Annotated in this window: 23 protein-coding genes, 1 tRNA gene and 2 pseudogenes; 14 read left to right on the top strand and 12 right to left on the bottom strand. The window is 71.0% G+C overall.

Annotation, left to right across the window (positions count from 1 at the left end):
* Positions 1-194 precede the first annotated feature (194 nt).
* On the top strand, positions 195-1,124 hold the full coding sequence (locus AB0L56_RS07885; RefSeq protein WP_361033031.1) for an NADP-dependent oxidoreductase: 930 nt from the start codon (positions 195-197) through the stop codon (positions 1,122-1,124).
* Positions 1,125-1,248: 124 nt separating this feature from the next.
* Here the strand turns inward: AB0L56_RS07885 and AB0L56_RS07890 are convergent, their stop codons facing one another.
* From AB0L56_RS07890 to AB0L56_RS07900, 3 genes and pseudogenes are all read right to left on the bottom strand, one after another.
* A complete protein-coding gene (locus tag AB0L56_RS07890; protein WP_365420199.1) occupies positions 1,249-1,590 on the bottom strand; it encodes a DUF202 domain-containing protein in 342 nt (113 codons plus the stop codon).
* A complete protein-coding gene (locus AB0L56_RS07895) occupies positions 1,587-2,033 on the bottom strand; it encodes a DUF202 domain-containing protein (protein WP_365420669.1) in 447 nt (148 codons plus the stop codon). The genes AB0L56_RS07890 and AB0L56_RS07895 overlap by 4 nt, the downstream gene beginning before the upstream one ends.
* A gap of 24 nt (positions 2,034-2,057) precedes the next feature.
* Positions 2,058-2,570 (bottom strand): annotated as a pseudogene (locus AB0L56_RS07900) (NUDIX domain-containing protein); the annotation flags it as partial.
* Positions 2,571-2,772: 202 nt separating this feature from the next.
* On the opposite strand from AB0L56_RS07900, the gene AB0L56_RS07905 reads away from it, so the two are divergent.
* The 3 genes and pseudogenes from AB0L56_RS07905 to AB0L56_RS07915 form a co-directional block, all read left to right on the top strand.
* Positions 2,773-3,723, top strand: a complete 951-nt coding sequence (locus AB0L56_RS07905; RefSeq protein ID WP_361033043.1) for a hypothetical protein — start codon at positions 2,773-2,775, stop codon at positions 3,721-3,723.
* Positions 3,724-3,794: 71 nt separating this feature from the next.
* Positions 3,795-5,336, top strand: coding sequence for an APC family permease (locus AB0L56_RS07910; protein ID WP_361033046.1), 1,542 nt, complete (start codon positions 3,795-3,797; stop codon positions 5,334-5,336).
* A gap of 76 nt (positions 5,337-5,412) precedes the next feature.
* A pseudogene (locus AB0L56_RS07915) lies at positions 5,413-5,709 on the top strand (oxidoreductase); the annotation flags it as partial.
* A gap of 108 nt (positions 5,710-5,817) precedes the next feature.
* On the opposite strand, the gene AB0L56_RS07920 reads toward AB0L56_RS07915, so the two are convergent.
* Both AB0L56_RS07920 and AB0L56_RS07925 read right to left on the bottom strand, forming a co-directional pair.
* On the bottom strand, positions 5,818-7,215 hold the full coding sequence (locus AB0L56_RS07920; protein ID WP_365420203.1) for a gluconate:H+ symporter: 1,398 nt from the start codon (positions 7,213-7,215) through the stop codon (positions 5,818-5,820).
* A gap of 76 nt (positions 7,216-7,291) precedes the next feature.
* Positions 7,292-7,810, bottom strand: coding sequence for a gluconokinase (locus tag AB0L56_RS07925; RefSeq protein ID WP_361033052.1), 519 nt, complete (start codon positions 7,808-7,810; stop codon positions 7,292-7,294).
* A gap of 137 nt (positions 7,811-7,947) precedes the next feature.
* Between AB0L56_RS07925 and AB0L56_RS07930 the strand changes: the two genes are divergently transcribed.
* Complete coding sequence (locus AB0L56_RS07930; RefSeq protein ID WP_365420207.1) at positions 7,948-8,649, top strand: FadR/GntR family transcriptional regulator; 702 nt, start codon at positions 7,948-7,950, stop codon at positions 8,647-8,649.
* Here the strand turns inward: AB0L56_RS07930 and AB0L56_RS07935 are convergent.
* Together AB0L56_RS07935 and AB0L56_RS07940 are read right to left on the bottom strand one after the other, a co-directional pair.
* Positions 8,646-9,020, bottom strand: a complete 375-nt coding sequence (locus AB0L56_RS07935; RefSeq protein ID WP_365420210.1) for a YchJ family metal-binding protein — start codon at positions 9,018-9,020, stop codon at positions 8,646-8,648. The genes AB0L56_RS07930 and AB0L56_RS07935 overlap by 4 nt on opposite strands.
* Before the next feature lie 82 nt (positions 9,021-9,102).
* Positions 9,103-9,489: an ATP-binding protein gene (locus tag AB0L56_RS07940; RefSeq protein WP_365420671.1), complete on the bottom strand. Its 387-nt coding sequence runs from the start codon at positions 9,487-9,489 to the stop codon at positions 9,103-9,105.
* 312 nt (positions 9,490-9,801) lie between these two features.
* Between AB0L56_RS07940 and AB0L56_RS07945 the strand changes: the two genes are divergently transcribed.
* The gene (locus AB0L56_RS07945; protein WP_365420674.1) at positions 9,802-10,614 is read left to right on the top strand and encodes a helix-turn-helix transcriptional regulator; all 813 of its coding nucleotides are present in this window, start codon (positions 9,802-9,804) and stop codon (positions 10,612-10,614) included.
* On the top strand, positions 10,611-10,829 hold the full coding sequence (locus AB0L56_RS07950) for a DUF397 domain-containing protein (protein WP_365420212.1): 219 nt from the start codon (positions 10,611-10,613) through the stop codon (positions 10,827-10,829). Before AB0L56_RS07945 ends, AB0L56_RS07950 begins: the two co-directional genes overlap by 4 nt.
* 119 nt (positions 10,830-10,948) lie before the next feature.
* Here AB0L56_RS07950 and AB0L56_RS07955 read toward each other — a convergent pair.
* Positions 10,949-11,036: transfer RNA gene (locus AB0L56_RS07955), tRNA-Leu, on the bottom strand.
* 179 nt (positions 11,037-11,215) lie between these two features.
* On the opposite strand from AB0L56_RS07955, the gene AB0L56_RS07960 reads away from it, so the two are divergent.
* The 3 genes from AB0L56_RS07960 to AB0L56_RS07970 all read left to right on the top strand — a co-directional run bounded on the left by AB0L56_RS07960 (position 11,216) and on the right by AB0L56_RS07970 (position 13,798).
* On the top strand, positions 11,216-12,541 hold the full coding sequence (locus AB0L56_RS07960) for a M20/M25/M40 family metallo-hydrolase (RefSeq protein ID WP_365420215.1): 1,326 nt from the start codon (positions 11,216-11,218) through the stop codon (positions 12,539-12,541).
* A gap of 151 nt (positions 12,542-12,692) precedes the next feature.
* A complete protein-coding gene (gene chpH, locus AB0L56_RS07965; protein ID WP_215205942.1) occupies positions 12,693-12,926 on the top strand; it encodes a chaplin ChpH in 234 nt (77 codons plus the stop codon).
* Between the two features lie 167 nt (positions 12,927-13,093).
* Complete coding sequence (locus AB0L56_RS07970) at positions 13,094-13,798, top strand: chaplin family protein (protein ID WP_365420219.1); 705 nt, start codon at positions 13,094-13,096, stop codon at positions 13,796-13,798.
* Positions 13,799-13,867: 69 nt separating this feature from the next.
* On the opposite strand, the gene AB0L56_RS07975 is transcribed toward AB0L56_RS07970, so the two are convergent.
* The gene (locus AB0L56_RS07975; RefSeq protein WP_004933366.1) at positions 13,868-14,056 is read right to left on the bottom strand and encodes a DUF5703 family protein; all 189 of its coding nucleotides are present in this window, start codon (positions 14,054-14,056) and stop codon (positions 13,868-13,870) included.
* 47 nt (positions 14,057-14,103) lie between these two features.
* Here AB0L56_RS07975 and AB0L56_RS07980 point away from each other — a divergent pair, with 47 nt between their 5' ends.
* Positions 14,104-14,784, top strand: coding sequence for a hypothetical protein (locus tag AB0L56_RS07980; protein WP_365420222.1), 681 nt, complete (start codon positions 14,104-14,106; stop codon positions 14,782-14,784).
* Positions 14,785-14,808: 24 nt separating this feature from the next.
* Here AB0L56_RS07980 and AB0L56_RS07985 read toward each other — a convergent pair whose 3' ends face one another.
* Together AB0L56_RS07985 and AB0L56_RS07990 are read right to left on the bottom strand one after the other, a co-directional pair.
* Positions 14,809-16,821 carry an ATP-dependent RecD-like DNA helicase gene (locus AB0L56_RS07985; RefSeq protein ID WP_365420224.1) on the bottom strand — a complete coding sequence of 671 codons (2,013 nt, stop codon included), beginning with the start codon at positions 16,819-16,821 and terminating at the stop codon, positions 14,809-14,811.
* Positions 16,818-17,804 carry an aldo/keto reductase gene (locus tag AB0L56_RS07990; RefSeq protein ID WP_361033082.1) on the bottom strand — a complete coding sequence of 329 codons (987 nt, stop codon included), beginning with the start codon at positions 17,802-17,804 and terminating at the stop codon, positions 16,818-16,820. Before AB0L56_RS07990 ends, AB0L56_RS07985 begins: the two co-directional genes overlap by 4 nt.
* A 665-nt stretch (positions 17,805-18,469) precedes the next feature.
* On the opposite strand from AB0L56_RS07990, the gene AB0L56_RS07995 reads away from it, so the two are divergent.
* Both AB0L56_RS07995 and AB0L56_RS08000 read left to right on the top strand, forming a co-directional pair.
* Positions 18,470-19,525 (top strand): LLM class F420-dependent oxidoreductase, encoded by a 1,056-nt coding sequence (locus AB0L56_RS07995; RefSeq protein WP_365420228.1) that lies wholly within the window; start codon positions 18,470-18,472, stop codon positions 19,523-19,525.
* Positions 19,526-19,766: 241 nt separating this feature from the next.
* Positions 19,767-20,555: a ferritin-like domain-containing protein gene (locus AB0L56_RS08000; RefSeq protein WP_361033087.1), complete on the top strand. Its 789-nt coding sequence runs from the start codon at positions 19,767-19,769 to the stop codon at positions 20,553-20,555.
* A 48-nt stretch (positions 20,556-20,603) separates the two neighbouring features.
* Here AB0L56_RS08000 and corA read toward each other — a convergent pair whose 3' ends face one another.
* Complete coding sequence (gene corA, locus AB0L56_RS08005) at positions 20,604-21,599, bottom strand: magnesium/cobalt transporter CorA (protein ID WP_361033090.1); 996 nt, start codon at positions 21,597-21,599, stop codon at positions 20,604-20,606.
* A 62-nt stretch (positions 21,600-21,661) separates the two neighbouring features.
* Here corA and AB0L56_RS08010 point away from each other — a divergent pair, with 62 nt between their 5' ends.
* On the top strand, positions 21,662-22,348 hold the full coding sequence (locus AB0L56_RS08010) for a histidine phosphatase family protein (RefSeq protein ID WP_365420231.1): 687 nt from the start codon (positions 21,662-21,664) through the stop codon (positions 22,346-22,348).
* The last annotated feature ends 47 nt before the right edge of the window (positions 22,349-22,395 follow it).

Raw genomic sequence — 22,395 nt, forward strand, 5'->3', positions numbered from 1 at the left:
TCGCTCCTTGAGGCAGGTGACCGTACCCGGCCAATGATGCCGACCGGTCGGTATGTCGTCCAGAGCGGGAGCGAAACGTGATCGGGCTTACGATAGGCGCTCACCGCACCGCCCGCGCCTGCGCCACCACGCGAATGGCCTGTATCGGACCGTCCGGCTTGCACAGCCGGAGCGGACGCCAGAGGGTCGAACGCATGAAGGCGATCAGCTACACACGGTACGGCGGCCCCGAAGTGCTCAGCTTAGGAGAGGTCGACGATCCCAGGGTCGGCCCGGATTCGGTGCTGGTGAAGGTACGGGCGGCGGCGGTCAACCCGGTGGACTGGAAGTGCCGTGAGGGCTACCTCGACTCCGTCCTGCGGCCCGTCTTCCCGGTCATCCCCGGCTGGGACGTCTCCGGCGTGGTGGTCCGGGCGGGGGTCGCGGTCCCGGAGTTCGCCGAAGGCGACGAGGTGATCGGCTATGTGCGCAAGGACTTCCTCTCCGAGGGCACCTTCGCCGAGTACGTGGCCGCCCCGGTACGCACGCTCGCGCGCAAGCCGCGCAACCTGTCCTTCGAGGAGGCGTCCGGCATTCCCCTCGCGGGGCTCACCGCCTACCAGGCGCTGCACCGGGTCCTCAAGGTCGCACGCGGCGACACCCTCCTGATGCACGCCGCGGCCGGCGGGGTCGGCTCCATCGCCGTACAGCTCGCCACCCACCTCGGCGCCCGGGTCATCGGCACGGCGAGCGAGCGCAACCACGACTTCGTACGCGAACTGGGCGGGGAACCCGTGAGCTACGGCGAGGGCCTCGCGGAACGGGTGCGCGAGCTGGCCCCCGAGGGCGTGAACGCGGTGTTCGACACGATCGGCGGCGAGGCCCTGGAGGCCTCCGTGAACCTCCTCACCCCGGCCGGCCGCCTGGTCTCGGTCACCGACCCCGAGGTGGTGACCCACGGCGGCCAGTACTGGTTCGTCCGCCCGGACCCCCAGGACCTGGCCCACCTGTCCGACCTGGCGGAAGAGGGCGCGGTGAGAGTACACGTCTCGGAAACCTTCCCCCTGGAACGCACAGCAGACGCCCACCGCCTGAACCAACAGGGCCGCACAAGAGGCAAAATCGTGGTAACGCTCCCCGAATAACCCCGCCTTTTTCAGCCCGTCCGGCGTTTGAGGACGAGGCCCGAAGGGCCGAAAGGGGGGTCTGGGGGCGCAGCCCCCAGGGGCGGGACGGGAAGGGGCGGCGGGGGCGAAAAACCCCAAACCCTCACCCCCGCAGCACCAGCCCTACCCCACACCCCACCGTCACCACCACACACCCCACCGCAGCCACCGCATACCAACGCCCCAGCGCCGCAGGCACAGCGCTAGCCGCCAGCCCCCGAATCCGCCGATGGGCAACCACCAGAAACCCCACCCAACAGACGCAGCACACCACACCGGCCGCCACCACACCCACGCCCACCGGCCCCCCGCCCGCCACCGCCGTCTTCCCGGCCAACACAGCCACCACCGTGCTCGACAGCGTCGTACGCCGCCACGCCAACCGAGTCCGCTCCGGCTGCAACCCAGGATCCCGCTCCGCCACCGGCGCAACCGCCCCGCTCACCCCTCCCACCCCACCAGCACCACCACGACCATCGCCACGGCCACCACCGCCACCACCAGACTCAGCAGCGCCGGAAACCGGGACACCGGCAAATCCTCACCGCGCCGCATCGCCCGCTCACACCGCACCCAGTGATTGACCGCCCGCAGCGCGCACAGCGCCCCGGCGGCGAGCAGGGCCAGGGCCAGCCCCACCCGCCACCCCCACCGCAGATCCGGCAGGAACTGGTCCACGGCGAACCCGCCGCCAATCAGTGCCAGCGCCGTACGCAGCCAGGCGAGGAACGTCCGCTCGTTGGCCAGCGAAAACCGGTAATCGGGCGTCTCACCCTCATCCCGCACCGCCGCGGGCGCGAACCACAACCGAACGTTCCGCACAAATTCGATCACGCCGGCGACCCTACCGGCGCGGCTCAGCCGATCCCGGACCCGGGCCCTAGGCACCCCCCGGGCCCCCGAACCCCCACCCCCCGACCGCCACCCCCTGAGCCGCTCATACGCCGCCAGCCCATCCGGCACCCACTCCCACTCACCCCCACCAAGCCGCCGCTCCACCTCGCTCTCCGACAGGAACCCGTGCCACGCCACCTCCTCCGCCTGCGGCCGCACCGGCACCTCGCAGCGCACCTCGTACACCGCCGACCACCAGGTCCGGCCCGCCCCATCGTCGTACAGGAACTTGAACAGGTAATCGGGACGCGGCAGCCCCCTCACGCCCAGCTCCTCCTCCGCCTCCCGCAAGGCCGCCTCGTCGTAGTCCTCGCCCGCGCCCACGACCCCGCCGACGAACATGTCGTACAGGGAGGGAAAGATCAGCTTGCCCGGCGTCCGGCGATGGACGAAGATCCGCCCCTCGGCGTCCCGGGCGAGAACGAAGACGCACCGGTGCCGCAGGCCCCGCGCGTACGCCTCGCCGCGGGGCGACCGCCCCACCACCCGGTCGTTCTCGTCGACGATGTCGATCATCTCGTCAGCACTCATACCTCCATCCAAGCAACGCACCACAAGTGGCCTGTTCATGACCGCAGTTGACGCGTGTAACGGCCCGGGCGCCCTTGACGTGATCCGTTGGCTGACGGTTTGCTGTCTGTGATCAGCTCATGGCGATCGGCAGCCGACCACTGCCGTACCGACCGCCCGCCGTGAGCCGAACCACAAGAAGAGCGCGTGAGGAAGTTCCGCGGTGTCCCCACCCCCGCCTCCCCTCGGCCGTGCCCGCAAACGCGGGGCACAGGGCTTCGACGAGGCTCTCGACGACGCCGAACTCGTCGCAGCGCGGGCCGCGTTGGCGCAGGGCCGTTGGCAGAAGACCCGCTCGCTGCTCGGCCGTACGGGGGAGGACTGGGACCGCCGGGGCCACCGGATCACGGTGCTCGCGCGGGAGTCGCACACCGCCGCCTGGGCGCGCGAGTGGCTGCTCGCCGAGCCCGACTCCGGTGACGCGACCATGCTGCTCGCCCTCGCCCAGGTGCGCCGCGCGCTGCGTGGCAAGGAGAAACCGGACCGCGTCCGCGAAAGCTGCCGGCAGGCCGCGGAGCTGCTGCCCGCCGACCCCACCCCCTGGCTCGGCCTGCTCCTCCTCGAGTGCTCCCTGGGGGCGGAGGGGGACGTGGTGCGCGTCTTCGAGCAGGTCCGCACCCGGTACCCGGACCATCACCACGCCCACCACCTGGTGGTCGCCTGGCTCGCGGAGCGACGCGTGGAGGCCGGCCCGGACCCGCTGCACGAGGTCTACGACTTCGCCAACTGGGCCGCCGAACAGGCGCCCGCCGACTCACCGCTGGCGATCCTGCCGGTCATCGCGCACGCCGAGCGCTACCGCACCCTGGCCGCCGCGGGCCATGAGCCCGCCGACCCGGTCGCCTCCGGCCACTGGGTCGGCCGCCGCGCCCGGCAGGTGATGAAGGCCGCCTTCGACTGGTGGCTGGAATGGGAGCGCGAAGACCATCCGCGCCGCCTCGTCGACCTCAACTTCCTCGCCCACGCCAAGGTCTGCGAAGGCCGGGGTGCCGAGGCGGCCGCCCTCTTCCACCGCATCGGCGACCACGCCACACCGGAACCCTGGTCCTACCCCGCACGTGACGCCCTGACCGCCTTCCGCACCTCCCGCGCCGCCGCCCTGGGCACGGCCTGACCCCAGCCTCACCCCCCGCACCGACCCCCCGCACCCCGCCGCAACCACCCCGACCCAAGGACGGTCTCGAGATGACGACGGACAGTTCGAGCAAGAGCAGAGCAACAGCCGACGGCATCAGTACGTTCAAGGGGCAGGAGCGCGCCCTGCGCGCCGACCGCCTCGGCACGGGGGGCCTGCTGCTCTCCGTCCTCGCCGCGACCGCCCCCCTCATGGTGGTGGCCGGTGTCATGCCCACCACCTTCGCGGTGATGGGCATCGTCGGCCAGCCCCTGCTCTTCGTGGTCCTCGGCCTCGTGCTGATCCTGTTCAGCCTCGGCTACGCCGAGATGAGCCGGCACGTCCACAACGCCGGCGCCTTCTACGCGTACATCTCCCGCGGACTCGGCGGCACCGCCGGCGCCGGCGCCGCCCTGGTCGCCCTCGTCGCCTACAACGCCCTCCAGGTCGGCATCTACGGCATCTTCGGCTTCGAGGTCTCCGGCCTCTTCGCCACCTACGCCGACATCGAGATGGCCTGGTGGATTCCCTCGCTCGTGGCCGTGCTGGCCGTCGGCGCGCTGGGCTGGCTGAAGATCGACGTCAACGCGCGCGTCCTCGGGGTCCTGCTGGTCATCGAGGTGCTCCTGGTCGTCGTCTTCGACGTCGCCGCCATCGCCGACCCCGGCACGGAGGGCCTCTCGCTGCACGCCTTCAACCCGGACACACTCACCGGCGCCGGCGTCGGCACCGCCCTGTGCTTCTGCATCGCGGCCTTCCTCGGCTTCGAACAGGCCCCCGTCTACGCAGAGGAGACCAGCAAGCCGCACGAGGTCGTGCCGCGCGTGATGTTCCTCGCCGTCGCCGGAGTCGCCGTCTTCTTCGCCATCAGCAGCTGGGCGCTCACCGTTGCCACCGGCCCCTCCGGGATCATCGCCGCCTCCCAGGAGCAGAGCGCGGGCCTGCTGTTCTTCCTCACCGAGGACCGGCTCGGCGCCACCTTCACCGACGTCCTGCATGTCCTCTTCGTCACCGGCATGTTCGCGGCCATGCTCAGCTTCCACAACGTCGTCGCCCGGTACGCCTTCGCCATGGGCCGCGAGGGCCTGCTGCCCGCCGCCTTCGGCCGTACCACCGGCAGCAGCGGCGCGCCCGGCACCGGCTCCCTGCTCCAGACCGGCATCGCCGCCGTGCTGGTCCTCGCCTTCGCGCTCACCGACGACAAGCCGACCGGCGACCCGACCGCGCCGGTGCTGCGCCTGTTCACCTGGGGCGGCAACATCGGTGCGCTCGGCGTGATCGTCCTGATGGCCATCGCCTCCCTGTCCGTCGTGGTCTTCTTCGTTCGGCGCGGCGCCGCCGGCGCACAGGCCTGGCGGCTGGTCACTTCGGGCCTCGCCGGCCTCGCCCTGGTGGTGATCGCCGGCTACACGGTCAAGGACTTCGACGTGCTGGTCGGCGCCGGCCCCGACTCCTCCCTGAGCTGGATCCTGCCCGGCGTCATCGGCCTCGCCCTCGTCGTCGGCCTGGTCCAGGGCGCCGTCCTGCGCTCCCGCGCCCCCGAGACCCACGCCCGCATCGGCCTCGGCAACGAGGCGTTCCGGCTCGACCAGGAGGCGGAGCGCAACGCGTAGGACGCGGTGCTCACGGACGTCCGACGGGCACCCGCGAACCCTGGCCCGACCGGGGCGCGGGTGCTCGAATGGAGCGGTGAACTCCGAACAGCCGCCGGAAGAAGCCGAACCGCCGGACGCACCGGACGCACGCGGCAAGCCCGTCGGCCGCCGCGTCCTCCTCGGCACCCTCGGCCTGGGCGCGCTCGGCGTGATCACCGCGCCCACCCTCCAGCGCGGCCTGGAGTCCTTCCTCGCCGGAGCCTCCGGCAAGGACCCCACCGGCCCGACCGGACTCCTCCCCAACGGCGGAGGCTTCCGCTACTACTCGGTCACCTCGTCCGTCCCGCGGAGGAACGCCGACACCTACCGCCTCACCGTCGTCGGCCTCGTCGGCGAGCACCCGCTGTGGCGCCCGGGCCCGTCCCCGCACACGGACGAGCCCGCCCGCCCCTCGACGGGGAGCGGGCGGGCCTCGATGCCGTACGCCGGTCCGGAGCGGCTAAATGATCAGTGACAGCAGCAGCACGAACCCGCCGGCCACCACCGAGATGATGGTCTCCATGACCGACCAGGTCTTGATCGTCTGACCGACGTTCAGTCCGAAGTACTCCTTCACCAGCCAGAAGCCGGCGTCGTTGACATGGCTGAAGAACAGCGAACCGGCACCGATCGCGAGCACCAGCAGGGCGGCGTGGGTGGTCGACATGTCGGCGGCGAGCGGCGCCACCAGACCGGCCGCGGAGACGGTCGCCACGGTCGCCGACCCGGTCGCCAGCCGGATCGCCACCGCGATCAGCCAGGCCAGCAGCAGCGCCGGGATCGACCAGTCCTTGGAGATGTCCAGGACCATCTGGCCCACGCCGGTGTCGATCAGCGTCTGCTTGAAGCCGCCGCCCGCGCCGACGATCAGCAGGATGCCCGCGATGGGCGCGAGCCCCTTCTCGACCAGGGACGAGATCCGCTCCCGGCTGAACCCGGCGGGCACACCCAGCGTGAAGATGCCGGCCAGTACGGCCGCGAGCAGCGCGATCAGCGGGGAGCCGATCACGTCGAAGACGCGCTGTACGGAGTTCTCGGGGTCGTCGATGACGATGTCGACCAGCGCCTTGGCCAGCATCAGCACGACCGGCAGCAGGATCGTCGCCAGCGTCGGGCCGAAGCCGGGCCGCTTCTCGAGGTCCTCGGACGGCCGCTGCGGGATCATCCGCTCCGGGGCCGGGACGTCCACCCAGCGCGCGGCGTACTTGGAGAACAGCGGACCGGCGATGACCACCGTCGGTATGGCGACCAGCACGCCCAGGGCCAGCGTCACACCGAGGTTGGCGCCGACGGCGTCGATCGCGACCAGCGGACCGGGGTGCGGCGGCACCAGTCCGTGCATCACGGACAGACCGGCGAGCGCCGGGATGCCGATGCGCATCAGGGAGTAGTTGCCCCGCTTGGCGACCATCAGTACCACGGGGATCAGCAGCACCACGCCGACCTCGAAGAACAGCGGCAGGCCGATCACCGAGGCGATCAGCACCATCGCCCACGGCATGGTGCGGCCGCTCGCCTTCGCGAGGATGGTGTCGACGATCTGATCGGCACCGCCGGAGTCGGCGAGCATCTTGCCGAGGATCGCGCCGAGGGCGATCAGGACGCCGACACCGGCGACGGTGGAGCCGAGTCCGGCACTGAAGCTGGCGATCACCTTGTCCAGCGGCGCCCCGGCGAACGCGCCGAGGGCCAGCGTCCCGATGGTCAGCGACAGGAAGGCATGCAGCTTGAACTTGGTGATGAGCAGGACGATGACGGCGATGCCCGCCAGGACGGCGATGCCCAGCTGAGCGTGGCCGGCCGAGGTGATCGGCTCGGGTGCGTCCGCTGCCAGCATCTCAACGCTGAGTCTGGTCACGGTGGTTCCCTAGTGTGTGCGGGGATTGGGGAGGAACCGGGGAGGTGGGGGCGCCCCGGGAGGGTCCGGCAGGGTGCTACGGGGTGGGCTCGGGGAGGGCCTGGAGGGCGGCGGCCGCCCGTTCGGCGATCTCCTCGGGGCTGCCCGTCACCTCCACGGCGATCCCGGCCTCGTCCGGCTCCAGCGGCTGGAGCGTGGCGAACTGGGAGTCGAGCAGTGCCGTGGGCATGAAGTGGCCCTGCCGGTGCGACATCCGGTCCTCGATGAGCGCGCGGTCACCCGTGAGGTGCACGAAGACCACACCGGGCGCGGCGGCCCGCAGCCGGTCGCGGTACGACCGCTTCAGCGCCGAGCAGCTGACCACCCCGCCCTGCCCCGACCGCTCGTGCGCCCACGCGCCGATGGCGTCCAGCCAGGGCCTGCGGTCGTCGTCGGTGAGCGGGGTCCCGGCCGTCATCTTGTCGATGCTGGCCTGCGGGTGGAAGTCGTCGCCCTCGGCGTACGGAACGCCGAACCGGGCCGCCAGCAGGGGACCGACGGTGGTCTTGCCGGTGCCCGCGACGCCCATGATCACGACGACTTCGGTGGTGTTCATCGCTGCCTCACTGTCTGCTGTCCTCGTCGACGCGTGATGTCGACGGCAACTGAAGCCTATTAATCGGACAACTTCAAGAGCCTGTGATGTATAAGTCTGACTTTTTATGAGGGTGATCCGCCCCGTACTCTGAGTGCATGAGCACCACGGGCCGGGGGCTGCACGGCCGCGTTCTGGACACCCTCGGCCCCGAGATCACCGCCGGCGAGTATCCGCCCGGCAGTGTCCTGCGCACCGACGAGCTCGCACAGCGTTTCGACGTGTCGCGTTCCGTGATGCGCGAGGTGGTCCGCGTCCTGGAGTCCATGCACCTGGTCGAGTCCCGGCGCCGCGTCGGCGTGACGGTCAGACCGACCAGCGAGTGGAACGTCTACGACCCCCAGGTCATCCGCTGGCGCCTGGCCGGCGCGGACCGTCCGCGGCAACTGCGCTCGCTCACCGTGCTGCGCTCGGCGATCGAACCGGTCGCGGCGAGCCTGGCCGCCCGTAACGCCACGGCCGAGCAGTGCGCCGAACTCACCGAGTGCGCCCTCGGCATGGTCGCCCACTCACGCGGTCACAAGCTGGAGGGATACCTCTTCCACGACGTGGCCTTCCACCGCGTCATCCTGAACGCCTCCGGCAACGAGATGTTCGCCCGCCTCGGCGACGTCGTCGCCGAGGTCCTGGCCGGCCGCACCCACCACGACGTGATGTTCGAGGACCCCGACCCGGCCGCCGTCACCCTGCATGTCCAACTCGCCGAGGCCGTCCGCGAACGCGACGGAGCCCGCGCGGAACGCCTCACCCGCGAAATCACCGAGGGCGCCCTCCACGAACTGGACATCCTGGCGCCCTAGTCCAGAATCTCCCCGTCGACGTACACCCACGCCCCGTCGACCCGCTCGAAGCGGCTGCGCTCGTGGAGCGAACCGCCCCGGTAGGAGGCGCGGAAGGTCACGGTCCCGGTCGAGTGGAAGGCGGACCCGCCCTCGCCGGCCAGGATCTCCAGCCCGGTCCACCGCAGCCCGGGATCGAAGTCGATCCGCTCCGGCCGTGTCCGCGGATGCCAGGTCCGCAGCAGATACGCGCCGTCCCGGCGCACGAACGCGCAGTACCGCGACCGCATCAGCCGCTCGGCGGTGGGAGCGCCGACGGCTCCCGCATGGAAACGCCCGCAGCAGGCCTCGTACGCCTCGGGCAGCCCGCAGGGGCACGAACGTGTGGTCATGGCGACCATTCTGTCCGATCGCCTCAAGGCCGGGATCCAGGGAGCCGTGCAGCAGTGGTCAATGGCGCGCTGAGCTGGGTGTCTACAGGGTGTACTCCGCCCAGACGGTCTTGCCGGGCGCGGAGGGTCGCGCGTCGGTGCCCCAGCGGGTGGCCAGCCGGGCCACCAGGAGCAGGCCCCGGCCCGACTCCGCGTCGCCGGGCGCCTCATGGACGGACGAGGGCGGCACCTGCTCGGTGCGGGTGTCCGTCACCTCGATGCGGAGTGCCTCCGGCGCTGCGGTCAGCCGGAGGTGGAAGTCCCGGCCGGGGACATGACCGTGCCGCACCGCGTTGGAGGTGAGTTCGGCCGCGATCAGGGTCAGGGTCTCGTTGACGCGGGAGTCGTACGGGTGTGCCCACTGGTCGAGCCGGTGGGAGACGAGACGCCGGGCGAGACGGGCACCGCGCGGGGTGGAGGTGAACTGCATGGCGAACTCGTGCGGGGTGGCCGGAACTTCCGGTGCCTGTGCGGTGGTGGTGTCCGAGGTTTTCACGGCGACGAGCCTGCCGAAGGCGATGCGGCGCTGACCAGCGGAAACGCCTGTACTGGCTGCGGTTGTACAGGTCCGCTGCCAAGTGCGTACACACTGAGGTGAGTTCTCGTACGAGGGAACCTGTGGGCGTTCGGGGGCCGGCCCTTCGTCACTGCTCGTAGCGTGACGCTTCGCGCTGCCTGCACGGCCTCAGCCTGTACGGCCGCGCACCAGAACGTGGGCGATGAGGTGCCGGAGGCGGCGGGCATGGTGGAAAAGGACGACGGGGCGAACTTCCTGCGGTGCTTCGGGCGGCAGATGAAGCTTCTGCGGGAGCGGGCCGGGTTGACGCGGAGAGAGTTGGGGTCCCGGCTCGGTTACGGCGAGGACCAGATCACGTCGGTGGAACTCGGCCGACGCATCCCCAAACCGGAGCTGATCGACAACGCGGACGAGGTACTGGACGCCGGGGGCGTCCTGCGGGCGATGAAGGAAGAGGTCGCGCGGGCGCGGTATCCGGCGTTCTTCCGGGATGCAGCGCGGTTGGAGGCCGAGGCGGTCGAGTTGCAGGTGTACGACACCCATATGGTCAACGGCCTGCTGCAGACGGAAGAGTACACGCGAGGGGTTCTGCGTATGCGCCGACCGCTCCTGAAGGAAGAGACGATCGAAGAGCGGGTAGCAGCGCGTCTGGCTCGCCAGGAGATTTTCGACAACTGGCCCGCGCCTCTGTTCAGTTTCGTCATGGAGGAGTCCGTGGTGCTGCGGCGACTCGGAGGTACCTCGGTGATGCGGGGACAGTTGGAGCAGATCCTTCTGATCGGAGAGAAGCGCAACGTCGAGGTGCAACTGATGCCGCTCGATCGGGAGGACAACGCTGGTGTGGACGGCGGCTTCACGGTGTTTTCCCGTGAGGGAGGAGAGCAGATCGGCTACACAGAAGCGCAGGGACGTAGCACACTGGTGACTTCTCGCAAAGAGGTCCGCGCGCTCGCCGCACGCTATGGGATCATCCGTGCGCAGGCCCTCACCCCGTGTGAGTCTCTGGCCTACATCGAGAAGTTGCTGAGGGAGCTATGAACGCCCGACGGATCACGACCATGGCCCAGGACCTGCGATGGTTCAAGAGCAGCTACAGCGGTGCCGAGGGCGGCCAGTGCGTAGAAGTGGCCGCTTCGCGGCAGGCCGTCCACGTCCGTGACTCCAAGAGCGTCACTGGTCCTGCGCTCACCGTGACCCCCACCGCATGGACGGCCTTCACCGGCTTCGCCGCGCGCCCCGGTGGCGAGATCTGACCCCGGTCCGCCTGAAGGCCTCCTGCAGTCCCCCGTGACCGCTGTCCGCAGAGGAGGATGGCCGACTGGGAAACATTGAAGGGGCCCTTGGTCACCAAGGGCCCCTTCAATGGTCTTGCTGGTGTCCGAGGGGGGACTTGAACCCCCACGCCCGATAAAGGGCACTAGCACCTCAAGCTAGCGCGTCTGCCATTCCGCCACCCGGACAAGGTGTCTGTCGCGCGGGCTTCCCCCCGCGGCGACGACGTAAACATTACCAGGTGTTCAGGGTGGCCGATCAACCCGCCCCGCGGCGGACCGGCCGGACCGGGTCTTGGGGCCCGTCCGCGGGGGAGAGAGGATGAGGACAAGCCACCAGCGGACACACCAGCAGCGGGAGGAAGCACGTGAGCCAGACGGACACGGCCAGGGGCGTCACCGGTGAGGACGAGGTCGTGGACCTCTGCCGCGAGCTGATCCGGATCGACACCAGCAACTACGGCGACCACTCCGGCCCCGGTGAGCGCAAGGCGGCCGAGTACGTCGCCGAGAAGCTCGCCGAGGTGGGTCTCGAACCGCAGATCTTCGAGTCCCACCCGGGACGCGCCTCCACGGTCGCCCGGATCGACGGCGAGGACCCGTCCCGTCCCGCCCTGCTCATCCACGGGCACACCGACGTCGTACCGGCCAACGCGGACGACTGGACCCACCACCCCTTCTCCGGTGAGATCGCCGACGGATGCGTGTGGGGCCGCGGGGCGGTCGACATGAAGGACATGGACGCGATGACCCTCGCGGTCGTCCGCGACCGGCTGCGCAGCGGACGCAAGCCCCCGCGCGACATCGTCCTCGCCTTCCTCGCGGACGAAGAGGCCGGCGGCACGTACGGTGCCAAGCACCTGGTGCGCAAGCACCCCGAGCTGTTCGAGGGCGTCACCGAGGCGATCGGCGAGGTCGGCGGCTTCTCCTTCACCGTCAACGAGAAGCTGCGTCTCTACCTCGTCGAGACCGCCGAGAAGGGCATGCACTGGATGCGGCTCACGGTGGACGGCACCGCCGGCCACGGTTCGATGACCAACGACGACAACGCCATCACCGAACTGTGCGAGGCCGTGGCCCGCCTCGGCCGGCACAAGTGGCCGGTGAGGGTCACCAAGACCGTGCGCGCCTTCCTGGACGAACTCTCCGACGCGCTCGGCACCGAGCTCGACCCGGAGAACATGGACGAGACCCTCGCCAAGCTCGGCGGCATCGCCCGCATGATCGGCACCACCCTGCGCAACTCGGCCGCGCCGACGCAGCTCGCCGCCGGCTACAAGGTCAACGTCATCCCCGGCCAGGCCACCGCGCATGTCGACGGCCGGTTCCTGCCCGGCTACGAGGAGGAGTTCCTCGCCGACCTCGACCGCATCCTGGGCCCGCGCGTGCGGCGCGAGGACGTGCACTCCGACAAGGCCCTGGAGACCGACTTCGACGGCCGGCTCGTCGACGCCATGCAGACCGCCCTGCGCGCCGAGGACCCGATCGCCCGGGCCGTGCCGTACATGCTCTCCGGCGGCACCGACGCCAAGTCCTTCGACGACCTCGGCATCCGCTGCTTCGGCTTCGCGCCGCTGCGGCTGCCCCCGGAGCTGGACTTCGCGGGCATGTTCCACGGGGTCCACGAGCGGGTCCCGGTGGACGGCCTGAAGTTCGGCGTGCGGGTGCTCGACCGTTTCCTGGACGCCTCCTGAGACGGTGATCCGATGAACTAGATATTCGTGCAGGCGTACGGAGCTGACTGGAAAGGGTGAATGCGACCATAAGCTCGTAGCCTCATTACTCCCTCCTCGTTACCCGTGATGTGATCCGCGACTTGGATCGCTTTGCCAACTAGGAGGAACAATGCTCAAGAAGGTCGTCGCTGTCGCGGCCGCCACCGGTGGTCTGGTTCTCGCGGGCGCGGGCATGGCCGCCGCCGACTCGGGCGCCCAGGGTGCCGCCGTGCACTCCCCGGGTGTCGTTTCCGGCAACGTCATCCAGGCGCCCATTCACATCCCCGTGAACGTCTGCGGCAACACGGTCTCCGTGATCGGGCTGCTCAACCCGGCCTTCGGCAACACCTGCGTCAACGCGTGACGTTGTGCCTCGCCCTCTAGGGCACGCCCGCTGAGGGTTCGAGCCGGCCGGCCCCGGAGCGCGCGCCATGCGCTCCGGGGCCGGCCGGTATGTGAATACGTCGGAACACCGGGAATTCAAGGGGAACACCGATTCCCGGCACCAGGTCGAAGGCAGGGAATTCAGCAATGCGACAGGTCACCCGCAAGGGCCTGATGACCATGGCGGCGGCCACGGGTGTGCTCGCCGCCGCGGGCGGGGCCGCCCACGCCGACTCCGGTGCGGCCGGCACCGCGGCCGGCTCGCCCGGCGTGCTCTCCGGGAACACGGTGCAGGCGCCGGTGCACGCGCCGGTCAACGTCTGCGGCAACACGGTCAACGTCGCCGGTCTCCTCAACCCGTCCGTGGGCAACTCCTGCGCCAACAAGGGCGGCGCCTCCTCCCACGGAGACGACGGCACCGGGGGCGCACAGGCCGACGGCCACACAGGCGACTCGCCCGGCGTGGGCTCCGGCAACCAGATCCAGGCCCCGGTCCACGTCCCGGTGAACGTCTGCGGCAACAGCGTGAACGTCCTCGCGGCCGGCAACGCCACCGAGGGCAACGACTGCACCAACGGCACCGCCGGCCAGAAGACGCCGGAGAAGCCCGGCAACCCGGGCAACCCCGAGCGGCCGGACAACCCCGGCGACGAGCCGAGCACCCCGGCCACCCCGGCCGAGGACACCCCGCGCGGCAACCAGCCGGACACCCACACCGCCACCCGGCCCCAGGCCGACGCAGAGCTGGCCCGCACCGGCAGCGAGCTGCCCATGGGCCTCGCCCTGCCGACCGGCGCGGGCGCGCTGCTCGCAGGCGCGGTCCTCTACCGCAAGGCCCGCAGCGCCGCCTGACCGGCACACGAAGCGGGCCCCGCGACCGCGGGGCCCGCTCCGTGTCTGATTCCGGTCGGGTGCCGCACCTCACCAGGTGGCGCGCACCTGGCGGATGATCCGCCGCCGCAGCCGCACCCTGCGACTGCCGTCACGCATCAGCGTCAGGCGGTACAGCTCCCAGTGACCGTACTCGGCATGGTCCGTCAGCAGACGTGCCGTCTCCTTGCGGGAGACCCCGCGCGGCACGTACACGTCGACAAATTCGTATTCCGGCATCGCATCTATTGTGCGGGCCGGGCCCCGGTACGGATAGCGTCTGCACTATGTCTGATGCTGCGCAGTCCACCGCTGCCGAGGTACGCGCCGCCGCCGAGGCGGTCAAGACCGCGCTCGACCGCCACCTGGCCGCGGTCGAACGCCGGTCGGGGGAGGACGACCCGGCCGTCTACGAGGCGTTCAACCAGCTGGCCGCGGCCGCGGAGACGTACGACGAACTGCTCTACGACCGCTACGACGAGGTCACCCCCTTCGAGATCCCCGGTGCCGAGGACACCGTGCCGTACACCGGCCCGGAGGAGCCGAACACGGTCAGCGTGCTGATCCGCCGTGACTACGCCGTCGCGGAACCGCAGCGGCTGCTGGCGCACGCCCAGCGGATCGAGGCGGCGGACGACGAGGGCTCGGAGGCCTCGGGGACCGTCCACGGCGCGCTCGGGCTGCTGTTCGGCGAATTCGAGCCGGACGAGATCGCCTCCCGGCACAAGGAATTCGGCCTCGAGGAAGGCGACTCCACGCTCTGGGTGACGGCAGCGGACGAAGCCCCGGAGCCCGGCGAGTGGCTCGACGCACCGTTCGAAGACGTGGACCCGCAGCACGTGATCTGCCGCTTCGACGTCAGCGCCGTCTTCGACGACGACATCGACGACGACCTGGAGGACGACCTCGTCCCCACCCTGGACGAGGACGAGGACGAGGACCTGGAACCGCTCGACGCGGACCGCTGACCCTCGCGCGAGGTGGGCGGCACCTCAGCTTTCGGCGCCCGCCGGGACCTGGGGTGCCAGCAGTATCGGCAACCGGGTCGTCCGCGGCTTGGCGGGCACCTCGGCCACGGCGCGCGGCAGCGCCTGCTCCACCCCGTGCACGACGGACAGATGCCGGCCGGCCCGGCTGAAGGCCGTGTACACCCAGGGCCGGCTCAGTGCCTGGGCGGCATCACCGGGCAGCACCACGACCACCGCGGGCCACTGGCACCCCACCGCCTGGTGCGCGGTCAGCGCCCAGCCGTGCCGCAGGGTCCGCTCCACCTGCTCGCGCGGTACGACGATCTCCTCGCCGCCGCACACCAGATGCAGCCCCTCACTGTCGGCCCTCACCACGCTCCCCGGCAGCGTGTGTCCCGGAGCGGGGGAGTAGGCGACCCGGTCACCCGGATCGAATCCGCCGAAACGCCCCGGCCCCGGATTCAGCCGCTCCTTCAGCGCCGCGTTCAGCGCGCGCGTCCCCACCGCACCCCCGTGGCCGGGGGTGATCACCTGGGTCTCCTCCGCCGGTACCCCGATCGCGCGGGGCACGGAGTCCGCCACCAGCTGCACGGTCCGGTGCACGGCCTCGCCCGCGTCCCGCACCGGCACGATCACGACCTCCTTGCCGGGCGCGGCCACCTGGTTCAGCTCGCCGACGCCGATCCCGGAGACCAGTTCGCCGAGCGGCCCGGGGTCCGGGCGCCGCGAGGCGATCTGCGGACAGATCCGCGCCGCCAGCAGGTCCGCGAACACCCGCCCGGGCCCGATCGACCACAGCACCCCGGGATCACCCGCCAGCACCAGCCGCGCCCCGTCCGGCAGCGACTCCGTCACCAGCGCGGCGGCCTCGACATCCAGCTGCGGAGCGTCCAGCACCACCAGCAGATCGACGTCCAGCGCACCATCTGCGTCCCGCCCCGGGCCCTCGGCGCCGGACAGCAGCCCGGCGACAGTGGCGACACCGGGACCCTCGACCAGCTCCGCGAACCGCGCACGCCCCGTCGGGCCGTGTGCCGCGGCCCAGACCCGCAGCCCCAGACCGTGGGCCGCGTTCAGCAGGGCCGCGGGCTCGGCCAGCGAGGCCTGCCCGCCGGTGTGCAGCACCAGTCCGTGCCCGGCGGCCGCCCGGATCAGCTCGGCGGCGGAGCCCTCAGCGGCAGCGGCAGCACGCTCCCACTCCTCGCCCTCCTGCTTGGGCACGGAGTTGACCAGCCGGGCCAGGCCGTCGGCAAGGCTCTCCTCGGCCATGGCGAAGCGCTCCAGCCCCACCAGAACGCGAACCGGCTGCTCCTCGTCCCCCTCAAGGCCGTCCTGGAAAACGAGAACGTCCCCCTCCGCAATGGCGTTCTGCACGGCGCCCTCGGGCTCCGGCACCCCCTGCCGCCCGAGCGCGTCGGCCAGCGCGGCCATCTCGAGAACGGTGTGCCCGGCCAACGCCGCCTGCTCCAGCAGCCACACGGCGACCGCGCGCCCCCGCCGCTCGTCACCCGGCCCGGCCTCGGCGCCGAGCAGCGCCCGGGCGAACCCGTCGGCCTGCTCGGGCCGCACCCCGGTCACCCGCAGCAACTGCCAGGGATCGGCCCGCAGCACCTCGGCGGCCCCCTCGCCCAGCGTGCCGGCGACCCCCGGGGCGAGCCCTTCCGGAGCGCCCCCTTGGACCAGCACCTCCCGTACGTCCTCGACGGTACCGGCGGCGGGCGCACCGCCCTGAGCCTCGCCCTGAGCCTCGGCCGGCGCCCGCCGCACGGGCTCGGGAGCGGGCCGCCGCCTCGCGGGCCGGGCCTCCTGGAACACGGTGGCGGCCGGCTTCTCCCCGCTCTCCACGGCCCGCACGGCGGCCAGCAGGTCGGCGGCCGTGCCGCTCAGCTTGGCGCCGGCCTCGATCGGCCCCCGCTCGGCCTTCCGCCGCTCGATCCGCTCCCGCTCGAGGCGCTGGGCGGCCAGTTCGGCCTCGGCCTCGGACACGTGCGCACCCTCGGCGTCGGGGCTCTTCGGCTCGGCGTCCTCGGTGCTCACAGCGTGCTCCAGTCATGATCGGGATAACGGTGCACGGGCGCCGACACATCGTCCAGCGCCCGGCAGATCTCGTCAGGAAGACTAAGGGCCTCCACTGACAACGCCGCCGTGAGCTGCTGAGCATTGCGCGCGCCGACGATGGGAGCGGCCACACCGGGCCGGTCCCGGACCCAGGCGAGTGCCACCTGCAGTGCCGTCACGGCGAGCCCGTCCGCCGCCGTCGTCACGGCGTCCACGATCCGGCTCGCGGTGTCGTCGAGGTACGGCGCGACGAAGGGCGCGAGGTGCTCCGAGGCGCCCCGGGAATCGGGCGGGGTGGCGTCGCCTCGGTACTTGCCGCTGAGCACGCCCCGTCCGAGCGGTGAGGACGGCAGGAGGCCTATGCCCAGATCGAGGGCGGCGGGCAGCACCTCACGCTCCACACCGCGCTGCAGCAGTGAGTACTCCATCTGCGTACTCGCCAGCCGGGTGCGCGTGCCCGGCACGGCCAGCTGCCAGGTCGCCGCCTTGGCGAGCTGCCAGCCGCAGAAGTTGGAGACTCCGGCGTAGCGCACGCGCCCGCTGCCGACGGCGATGTCGAGGGCCTGGAGCGTCTCGTCCAGCGGGGTGGCGGGGTCGTAGGCGTGGATGTGCCATACGTCGACGTAGTCGGTGCCGAGGCGGGACAGCGAGGCGTCCAGTGCCGCGAGCAGATGCCCGCGCGAGCCGTCGAAGCGGCGGTCGGGGTCGGGGACGCTGCCGGCCTTGGTCGAGATCACGAGGTCCCGGCGGGGGACGAGCCCGTCCATCAGCCTTCCGAGCAGATACTCGGCCTCTCCGTCGCCGTACACGTCGGCGGTGTCGACGAGGGTGCCGCCGGCCTCCCAGAAGGTCTTCAGGAGGTCCGCAGCGTCGTGCTCGTCGGTGTCCCGACCCCAGGTCAGGGTCCCGAGCCCGATCCGTGACACACGCAGGCCGGTGCGGCCGAGATGCCTCTGCTCCATGAACGCCGAGATTACTGGCCGGAGGCGGGGGAGTGGGGGCCTGTGGACAACCGATTTCCAGGCGCCCGGCGCGGGTCTGCACCGGGGGTGGCCGGCGCCGGCAGAGGGTGCCCGGGGGTGGGCTGCCCATCCGGCGTTCCCCAGGGTGCCCGGCGTTGGTGTGGGCCGGGAGTGGTTTGCGCAGCCCGGCGCTGACGGGGTGCCGTCGCGCCCACCCTCCCCCACTCTCGGCTTCGCTCGAGCGGGGGGACCCCCATCGCCCTGGGGGTACCTCCCAGGCACTTAAGGCACTGGGGGAGGCACGACTGCCCGCGGATCGCGGCAGGGAGCCGCGGATGGCGGCGGGCCGCGGGAGCGGCGGTGCGGCGGTGCCGCGGATGACGGCGGTGGGTGGCCGCGGGTATGCCGCCTACGGCGGGGAGGGGGCGGGGCGGGGGTGTTCGCCCGCAGTGGCTGGCGCGTCCGCGCCCCGCGCCTCCACCAACAGGCACAGTCGCGCCAGTCCGAGGACGGACACCCCCGGCCCGGCCCCGCACCACCCACCCACCGGGGGCGCTACCCAAGCCCCCACCGGAGGGACAGCGGCGCCGCAGGCATCCCCGCACCCACCGGAGGTATAAGGTCTCCGCACAAGCGACGTTACTCATCGGTAAGGGGAGACGGCCATGCAGCTAGGGATCAACCTCGGCTACTGGGGCGCCGGAATGGACGCGGACAATCTCGCCGTGGCCCAGGAAGCCGACCGCCTCGGATACGCGGTCTGCTGGGCCGCAGAGGCCTACGGCTCCGACGCCGCCACCGTGCTCACCTGGGTCGCCGCCCAGACACAGCGCATCGACGTCGGCTCCGCCATCTTCCAGATCCCCGCCCGCCAGCCCGCGATGACCGCGATGACCGCGGCCACCCTCGACTCCCTCTCCGGCGGCCGCTTCCGCCTCGGCCTCGGCGTCTCCGGCCCCCAGGTCTCCGAGGGCTGGTACGGCGTCAAGTTCGACAAGCCCCTCGCCCGCACCCGCGAGTACGTCGAGATCATCCGCAAGGCCATGACCCGCGAACGCCTCACCTACGACGGCGAACACTGGACCCTCCCCCTCCCCGGCGGCCCCGGCAAGCCCATCAAGCTCACCGTGCACCCGCAGCGCGAGCACATCCCCCTCTACATCGCCGCGATCGGCCCGAAGAACCTCGAACAGACCGGCGAGATCGCCGACGGCGCCCTGCTGATTTTCCCCTCCGCCGACCACCTCGAGGAAACCGCCGTCCGCCACCTCCGCGCCGGCCGCGAGAAGGCCGGCAAGACCCTCGACGGCTTCGACATCTGCCCCACGGTCCCCCTGGCCGTCGGCGACGACAAGGACGTCACCACCCTCGCCGACACCTTCCGCCCCTACACCGCCCTCTACGTCGGCGGCATGGGCAGCCGCAAGCAGAACTTCTACAACCAGCTCGCCCAGCGCATGGGCTACGAGCAGGAGGCCGCCGACATCCAGGACAAGTATCTGTCCGGCGACAAGCAGGCCGCAGCAGCAGCCGTCCCCCACGACCTGATCGACAAGACGACACTCCTCGGCTCCGTCGACCGCATCGCCGACCGCATGAAGGCCTACGCCGCCGCCGGAGTCACCACCCTCACCCTCGCCCCGGCCGGCTTCACGCTCGACGAGCGCCTCGCGTCGCTCCGCGCCGGCACCGAGGCCCTGGAGCGGGCCGGCCTCGCCTGATCCCGCAACCAAGACGTCACCGCGGCCGTGGTGGGGGCTCGGGGGTCCACCCCGCCACGGCCGTCACCCACAACAACGCCCCGCCGCTCCCACGGTCACGCCCTGATGCACCCGCGCACGTACTCCTTTTGGCGGAGTTGTCCGACACGCATGTTGCCGCACCCGGCCGCTCGCATTTGACTCGTTCTTTGCGGAACCGCAGCAGTTCAGCACCGCGAAGCCCGCGGAGAGGTGGCCCATCATGCTTTCGGCGAAGAGCCTGTTCCAGGAGATTCTCGACAACGACGAGTCGTTCGCCCTGTTCTGCTCCATCGCGGCGAGCGGCGAGTCCCAAGGAGGCTGGGAGAACGCCCGCATCGCCGCGCTGGTCCCCGAGACCGAGCGTGAACTCGCCCCCAAGATCACCAGGCACGGCGCCGACGAGGACAAGCACGGCCGCATCTTCAACGCGTTGATGAAGAAGCGCGGCCTGCAGCCCGTCCCGGTGCCCCCCGAGACCGACTACACGATGCTCCTGGAAAAACACGGCATCGGCCTGGCCCACGAGCAGCTCAAACGCGAGGAGCCACTCACGGTCCGGGACATCGTCACCTACTTGGCCCACAGCAGGGTCACCGAACAGCGCGCCTCCGAGCAGATGGAACTGCTCCGCAAGCACTTCGCCGACCACCCGGACCTCGGCCGCGCGGTCAGGATGATCTCGAACGACGAGGACAACCACCTCGCCTACTGCCACGAGGAGCTGCTTCGGTTCGCGTACGCCGGACACGGCAGAACCATCCAGCGCACCCTCCGCGAGTGCGCGCTCGCGGAGATCCGCATCTACCGGGACGTAAGCCTGGCGGTGATGGCCCACATGGGCCGCATCCTGGGCTGGCCCAAGCCCAAGGCGGCGATCCTGGCGGCGGGCATCCACGCCGTGTACGCGTACGAACGCCTGGGGGGCTGGCGCCGCATGGTCTCCCTCAGAATGCCCGACCGCCGGAACGCACTGGGCGGCCCGGCGACCCCGGAACCGGAAGCGGCCTGACAAACCGCACCACCCCACCCCCGCCTCCACCTCAGCCCCACCCCCCCTCTACATCCACCCCCGCCGCTTGAACAGCCGATACAACAGCACCTCCAGCCCACCCATCACCAGGATCACCACCGGATACGACCACTCCCACCGCAACTCCGGCATGTGCTCGAAGTTCATCCCGTAGATCCCCGCGATCATCGTGGGGATCGCGGCCATCGCCGCCCACGCGGAGATCTTCCGCATGTCGTCGTTCTGCCGCACGCTCATCTGCGCCAGATGCGCCGAGAGAATGTCCGAGACCAGCCGGTCCAGCCCCTCCACGGACTCGTTCACGCGGGTGAGGTGATCGTGCACGTCACGGAAGTACGGCCGCGCCTTGTCCTCCACGAACGGCACGCTCCCCCCGACCGTGCCCACCCCGGCCAGCCGTGCCATCGGCAGCCCCAACGGCCCCGTGGCGCGCCGGAACTCCAGGATCTGGCGCTTGAAGTCGTAGATCCGGGAGGCGATGTTGCGCGATCCGCCCCCCTCCGGAGTGAAGACCTCCGCCTCCAGCCCCTCCAGATCGGTCTGCAGCTCGATCGCCACCTCCAGATAGTGGTCGACGACCGCGTCGGACACCGCGTACAGCACCGAAGTGGGCCCCTCGTCCAGCAGCTCGGGCTCCCGCTCCAGCCGGTTCCGCACCACATCCAGCGGAGTACCCTCCCCGTGCCGCACGGTGACCACGAACGAGTCACCGAGGAAGATCATGATCTCGCCAGAGGAGACGGTGTCGCTCCGCGGCTCGTACACCACCGGTTTGAGGACCATGAACAGCGAGTCGTCGTACACCTCGAGCTTGGGCCGCTGATGCGCCTTGAGGGCGTCCTCCACGGCCAGCGGATGCAGCGCGAACTCCTGCGAGACCAGATCGAACTCCTCCGCCGTCGGCTCATGCAGCCCGATCCAGACGAAGCCCCCCACCGACCGCGCCTCGTCCAGCGCGTCGGAAAAGTCGCGGGGCCCCTCCGACCGATGCCCCTTCCGGTAGATGGCACAGTCGACGATCACGAAACGTGTTCTCCTTCCTCGTCGCGGACACGGGATACGCGCGTACGCCTACCCTGGGCCGCATGCCCACGTTGCTCCTGGTCCGGCACGGACGTTCCACCGCCAACACCGAGGGACTGCTCGCCGGCCGGACGCCCGGCGTCGCCCTCGACGACCGCGGGGCCGCACAGGCCGCCGCACTGCCCGGGCGGCTCGCCGAGCTGCCGCTGGCCGAGATCGTCACCAGCCCGCTCCAGCGTTGCCGGGAGACGATCCGGCCGCTGCTGGACGCCCGCCCCGGCGCGAAGGCGCACACCGAGGAGCGCATCGGCGAGTGCGACTACGGCGACTGGACGGGCCGCAAACTCGCCGATCTCAAGGACGAGCCGCTCATGGAGAGCGTGCAGGCCCACCCGTCGTCGGCGGCCTTCCCCGGCGGGGAGTCCATGCGCGCGATGCAGACGCGCGCCGCCGAGGCGGTGCGCGAGTGGAACGCGCGTGTGGAGCGCGAGCACGGTGCCGACGCCATGTACCTCATGTGCTCGCACGGCGACATCATCAAGTCTCTTGTCGCGGACGCACTGGGACTTCATCTGGACCTCTTCCAGCGGATTGCCGTTGAACCGTGTTCCATCACCGCGATCCGTTACACACGGCTGCGCCCGTTTCTCGTCCGCCTCGGGGACACCGGCGACTTCGCGTCCCTGGCGCCGCGCGAGGAGCCGCCCGCCGACGAGGCGACGGTCGGGGGCGACGCGGGCGCACCGTGATCGTCGGCCGCAGTAGGGTGAAGCGATCGCAGGAGTGCGCATTTCGT

The sequence above is a fragment of the Streptomyces sp. NPDC052079 genome, from assembly GCF_040680275.1.
GTDB lineage: Bacteria > Actinomycetota > Actinomycetes > Streptomycetales > Streptomycetaceae > Streptomyces.